Below are 6087 nucleotides of genomic sequence, written 5' to 3' on the forward strand. Positions count from 1 at the left end.
ACCGACCGGGACACCGCGGCCGCCGGCCGCGCGGCCGGTTCCGGGTCCCGCCCCGCCTGCTGCCCTACCTGCTGCTCGCGCCCGCCGTGGCCGCCGAGCTGATCGTCCACGTCGTGCCGATCGCGGTCGGCGTGTGGATGAGCTTCCGCGACCTCACGCTGTTCTACATCCGCGACTGGGCGAAGGCGCCCGGCAAGGGCCTCGGCAACTACCGGATCGCCGTCGACTTCGACGCCGCCATCGGCCGGGACCTGCTGGGCTCGTTCCTGGTCACCGTCGCCGTCACCGTCCTCGCCGTCGGGCTGTCCTGGCTGCTCGGGACGGCCGCCGCGATCCTCATGCAGGAACGGTTCCGGGGGCGCGGCCTGCTGCGCGCGGCCTTCCTCGTCCCGTACGCGCTGCCCGTCTACGCGGCCGTCATGACCTGGGGATTCCTGTTCCAGCGCGACACCGGGATGGTCGACCACGTGCTGGTCGACCAGCTGCACCTCACCGGCGGCGACCGGCCGTTCTGGCTGATCGGCGGGAACAGCTTCTGGGCGCTGCTCACCGTCATCGTGTGGCGGTCCTGGCCGTTCGCGTTCCTGGTGCTGATGGCCGGGCTGCAGAACGTGCCGCGCGACCTGTACGAGGCGTCCGCGCTCGACGGCGCGGGCGTCTGGCGGCAGATCCGGCACATCACGCTGCCCGCGCTCCGGCCCGTCAACCAGGTGCTCGTCCTGGTGCTGTTCCTGTGGACGTTCAACGACTTCAACACGCCGTTCGTGCTGTTCGGCAAGGCGGCGCCGGACGGCGGGGACCTGATCTCGCTGCACATCTACCAGACCTCGTTCATCACCTGGAACTTCGGCACGGGCTCGGCGATGTCGGTGCTGCTCCTGCTCTTCCTGCTGCTGGTCACGGCGGTCTACCTGATCGCCACGTCGCGACGGAGGACCGCCCGTGCCTGAGACCGCCGCCCCCGCCCGCGTCCCCGCGAGGAGCCGCCGCGCGCCCACCGACCCGCCCGCGTCCTTCCTCTGGACGCGCCGGATCGTGCTGACGCTGCTGGCCGTGTTCACCCTCGTCCCGGTCTACGCGATGATCAGCTCGTCGCTGAAGCCGCTGAAGGACGTCCAGGGCGCGTTCCACTGGCTGCCCTCGGAACCGACGCTCCGCCCCTATGTCGACATGTGGTCGACGGTGCCGCTGGCCCGCTACTTCGCCAACAGCGTCATCGTCGCGGTCGGCGCCACGGCGGCGTCGGTCGTCATCGCGGTCGGCGCCGCGTACGCGGTGAGCCGGTACCGGTTCGCCGGCCGCCGGGTGTTCACCGTCACGGTGCTGTCCACGCAGATGTTCCCCGGGATCCTGTTCCTGCTCCCGCTGTTCCTGATCTTCGTGAACGTGGGCAACGCGACCGGGATCGCGCTGTACGGCAGCCGCGGCGCGCTCATCCTCACCTACCTGACGTTCTCGCTGCCGTTCTCGATCTGGATGCTCGCCGGGTACTTCGAGTCGATCCCGCGCGAGCTGGACGAGGCGGCGCGGGTGGACGGCTGCGGACCGGTCGGCGCGCTGCTTCGAGTGATCGTGCCCGCCTCGCTGCCCGGGATCGTCGCGGTGACCGTCTACGCGTTCATGACCGCCTGGGGCGAGGTGCTGTTCGCCTCGGTGATGACCAACGACCGGACCCGGACGCTGTCGATCGGCCTGCAGGGCTACTCGACGCAGCACGAGGTCTACTGGAACCAGGTGATGGCCGCCTCCCTCGTGGTGAGCGTCCCCGTCGTCGCCGGGTTCCTGCTGCTGCAGCGGTTCCTGGTGACCGGACTGACCGCCGGCGCCGTCAAGTGACCGCCCGCTTGCCCGCCGCCCCGGCCTCGCGCCCCACCCCAGAGGGAGACCTGTGCCCATCGACGACCTGACCGCGTTCGGACCCGACTTCGCGTGGGGCGCGGCGACCTCGGCCTACCAGGTCGAGGGCGCCGCCCGCGAGGACGGCCGCGCCCCGTCCATCTGGGACGTGTTCTGCCGCGTCCCGGGCGCGGTCGCCGGCGGCGACACCGGCGACGAAGCCTGCGACCACTACCACCGCTGGCGCGAGGACGTCGCGCTGATGGCGTCCCTCGGGCTCGGCGCCTACCGGTTCTCCATCGCCTGGCCGCGCGTCCTGCCGGACGGCGCCGGACCGGTGAACCCGGCCGGGCTCGCCTTCTACGACCGGCTCGTGGACGCGCTGCTGGAGGCGGGCATCGAACCGCACCCGACGCTCTACCACTGGGACCTCCCGCAGGCGCTGCAGGACCGCGGCGGCTGGCCGGCTCGCGACACCGCCGAGCGCTTCGCCGAGTACGCCTCGGTGGTCGCCGGGGCGCTCGGCGACCGGGTGGCGTCGTGGGCGACGCTGAACGAGCCGGTCTGCGCGGCGTGGCTCGGGCACCTCAAGGGCGTGATGGCGCCCGGCGTCGCCGACGTGCGCCGGGCGGTGCCCGCCTCGTACCACCTGCTGCTGGCGCACGGCCTCGGCGTGCAGGCGATCCGCGCCGCGGTGCCGGACGCCCGCGTCGGGATCGTCAACCTGCTCACCGACTGCGAGCCCGGCGGCGACCGGGACGAGGACCTGGCGGCGGCGCGGCGCGAGGACGGCCACCACAACCGCTGGTGGCTCGACCCGATCCACGGGCGCGGCCTGCCCGCCGACATGATCGAGGTGTACGGGGTCGAGCCGCCGGTGCGGAGCGGTGACCTGGAGGCGATCGCGGCGCCGCTGGACTGGCTGGGCGTCAACTACTACCGGCGCTCGGTCAACGTCGCCGACCCGGACGGCCCGCCGCCGCACGCCCGGCAGATCACCCCGTCCGGGACGCCGCGCACCGGCATGGACTGGGAGATCCACCCGGACCGGCTGGAGAGGATCCTCGTCCGCGTCACCGAGGAGTACGCGCCGCGCAGCCTCATGGTCACCGAGAACGGGTCGGCGTACACCGACACGGTGACCGGCGACGGCGCCGTCCACGATCCCGAGCGGACCGCCTACCTGGAGGCGCACCTGGCGGCCTGCGCGTCCGCGATCCGCAAGGGCGTCCCGCTGGACGGCTACTTCGCCTGGTCGCTGCTCGACAACTTCGAATGGGCGTACGGGTACGCGCAGCGGTTCGGGCTCGTCCACGTCGACTTCGGGACGCAGAAGCGGACCGTCAAGGACAGCGGGCACCGCTACGCCGACATCATCCGCGCGCACCGCGGCCTGTCCGCCGGGACGGTCGCGACCGGCCGCTGACCGTCCGGGCCGGGGCCCTTCGCCGCATGGGGGTCCCGGTCCGGGCCCGCCGCCCGCCCCGCCTACAGTGAGGCTCCACCAGACCCGCGACGGGCGGGCGCCGGGGTGAGGAGGGGCCGGTGGGCGGGATCCTTGTGGCCAACCGGGGCGAGATCGCGCTGCGGATCGTCCGGGCGGCGGCGGAGCTGGGGCTGCGGACGGCCGCCGTGCACACCCGCGACGACGCCGCGTCCCCGCACACCCGCCGGGCCGACGAGGTCCGGGCGCTGCCCGGCGAGGGCGTCCCCGGCTACCTCGACGCGGACGCGCTGATCGCCGCCGCGAAGGACGCCGGGGTCACCGCCGTCCACCCCGGCTACGGGTTCCTCAGCGAGAACGCCGCGTTTGCCGCGCGGTGCGCCGCCGCCGGCCTGACGTTCGTCGGCCCGCGCCCGGAGCTGCTGGAGCTGTTCGGCGACAAGACCCGGTCCCGCGAGCTCGCCCGCGAGGCGGGCGTGCCGGTGACGCCCGGCACGCTGGGACCGGTGACGCCCGCCGGGGCCGAGGCGTTCGCGCGCGAGCACGGGCCGGTGATGCTCAAGGCGCTCGCGGGCGGCGGCGGGCGCGGAATGCGCGTCGTCGCCGAGCCCGGCGATATGGCGGAGGCGTACGAGCGGTGCCGTTCCGAGGCGCTCGCCTCTTTCGGGAACGGCGACCTGTACGCCGAGAAGCACGTGCCCCGCACCCGCCACATCGAGGTGCAGATCGCGGGCGACGGCTCCGGCGCCGTCACCCACCTGTGGGAACGCGACTGCAGCGTCCAGCGGCGCAACCAGAAGCTGGTGGAGATCGCCCCCGCGCCCGCGCTCCCGCCGCACCTGCGCGACGCGCTGCTGGACGCCGCCGTCCGCATGGCCGCGCGCGTCCGCTACGACAGCCTCGGCACGTTCGAGTTCCTCGTGTCCAGCGAGGAGTTCTGGTTCCTGGAGGCCAACCCGCGGCTGCAGGTCGAGCACACCGTCACCGAGGAGGTCACCGGCATCGACCTGGTAAAGGCGCAGATCCGGCTCGCGCTCGGCGAGGACCTCGCCGGCGTCGGCCTCGCCGCGCCGCCGCCCGTGCACGGCTGCGCCGTCCAGGTGCGCGTCAACACCGAGACGATCGGCCCGGACGGCGCGCCGCACCCGAACGCCGGGACCCTCACCGCGTTCACGCCGCCGACCGGCCCCGGCGTCCGCGTCGACACCTACGGGCACCCCGGCTACCGCACCAGTCCCCGCTACGACCCGCTGCTGGCGAAGGTCGTCGCCCGCGCGGAGGACCTGCCGTCCGCCGCCGCACGCGCCCACGGCGCGCTCGGCGAGTTCGAGATCGCGGGCGTCGCGACGAGCATCCCGCTGCTGCAGGGCGTCCTGCGGCATCCCGAGTTCACCGCGGGCGGCGTGACCACCTCGTTCCTCGCCGACCACCTTCCGGAACTGCTGCGCAGCGAGCACCGCCGGTTCTACGTTCCCGCGACGGAGGAGGCCGCCGCGCCCGTCGCGGCGGTGCCCGACGCGCCGCCCGGCACGGTCGCGGTGACCGCGCCCATGCAGGGCACGGTGGTGAGCGTGGAGGCCGCCGAAGGGGACCTCGTCCGCGCGGGCGCGCCGGTCCTGATCCTCGAGGCGATGAAGATGGAGCACGTCGTCCGGGCGGGGGAGGCGGGCGTCGTCCGCGCCCTCGCCGCGGCGCCCGGCACCACCGTCGCCGAGGGCGCGCCGCTGCTGTTCCTCGAACCCGCCGAGGCCGACGGCGACCACGCCGACGACGAGGCCGAGGCCGACCTCGACGCGATCCGCGCCGACCTCGCCGAGGCGATCCGGCGGCACGAGATCGGGCTGGACGCGGCCCGTCCCGACGCGGTCGCCAAGCGGCACGCGCGCGGCCACCGCACCGCGCGGGAGAACATCGAGGACCTCTGCGACCCCGGCACGTTCGTGGAGTACGGCGCGCTCGCCATCGCGGCGCAGCGGCAGCGCCGGTCCCTGGACGACCTCATCGAGCGCACGCCGGCCGACGGCATGGTCTGCGGCCTCGGCGACGTCAACGGCGGCCAGGCCGTGGTGATGTCCTACGACTACATGGTGCTGGCCGGGACGCAGGGCCACCACAACCACCGCAAGACCGACCGGATGCTCGACCTCGCGCGGCGCCGCCGCCTCCCGGTCGTGCTGTTCGCCGAAGGCGGCGGCGGGCGCCCCGGCGACACCGACACCTCGATGGTGTCCGGCCTCGACGTGACGACCTTCCACGCCATGGGCCGGCTCAGCGGCGCCGTCCCGTCGGTCGGGATCGCGTCCGGGCGCTGCTTCGCCGGGAACGCGGCCCTCCTCGGCTGCTGCGACGTCATCATCGCCACCCGCGACGCCAACATCGGCATGGGCGGGCCCGCGATGATCGAGGGCGGCGGCCTCGGCGTGTTCGCCCCCGAGGAGATCGGCCCGATCGCCGACCAGGAGCCCAACGGCGTCGTCGACATCGCCGTCGAGGACGAGGCGGAGGCCGTCGGCACGGCCCGCCGCTACCTGTCCTACTTCCAGGGCCCGGTGGACGAGTGGACGTGCGACGACCAGCGGATCCTGCGGCACGTCGTCCCGGAGAACCGGCTGCGCGCCTACGACGTCCGCCGGGTCATCGGGCACCTGGCCGACACCGGGTCGGTGCTGGAGCTGCGGCGGGCGTTCGGCGTCGGGATCATAACCGCGCTGGTGCGGATCGAAGGCCGCCCCATGGGGCTCATCGCCAACGACCCGGCGCATCTCGGCGGCGCCATCGACCGCGACGCCGCTGACAAGGCCGCCCGC

The 6087-nt window shown here is 74.1% G+C and carries 4 protein-coding genes; all 4 read left to right on the top strand.

The features are described from left to right. The coding region (locus tag ABT299_RS51985; protein WP_500255393.1) for a carbohydrate ABC transporter permease at positions 1-950 on the top strand (950 nt) is incomplete at its 5' end. After that, positions 943-1836, top strand: coding sequence for a carbohydrate ABC transporter permease (locus ABT299_RS51990; RefSeq protein WP_500255394.1), 894 nt, complete (start codon positions 943-945; stop codon positions 1834-1836). The genes ABT299_RS51985 and ABT299_RS51990, both read left to right, overlap by 8 nt. A gap of 52 nt (positions 1837-1888) precedes the next feature. Then, positions 1889-3262, top strand: a complete 1374-nt coding sequence (locus tag ABT299_RS51995) for a GH1 family beta-glucosidase (RefSeq protein WP_500255395.1) — start codon at positions 1889-1891, stop codon at positions 3260-3262. A 119-nt stretch (positions 3263-3381) separates the two neighbouring features. After that, on the top strand, positions 3382-6087 hold a 2706-nt coding region (locus tag ABT299_RS52000), incomplete at its 3' end, for an ATP-binding protein (RefSeq protein ID WP_500255396.1).

The organism is Spirillospora sp. NPDC000708 (genome assembly GCF_040299565.1).
GTDB lineage: Bacteria > Actinomycetota > Actinomycetes > Streptosporangiales > Streptosporangiaceae > Spirillospora.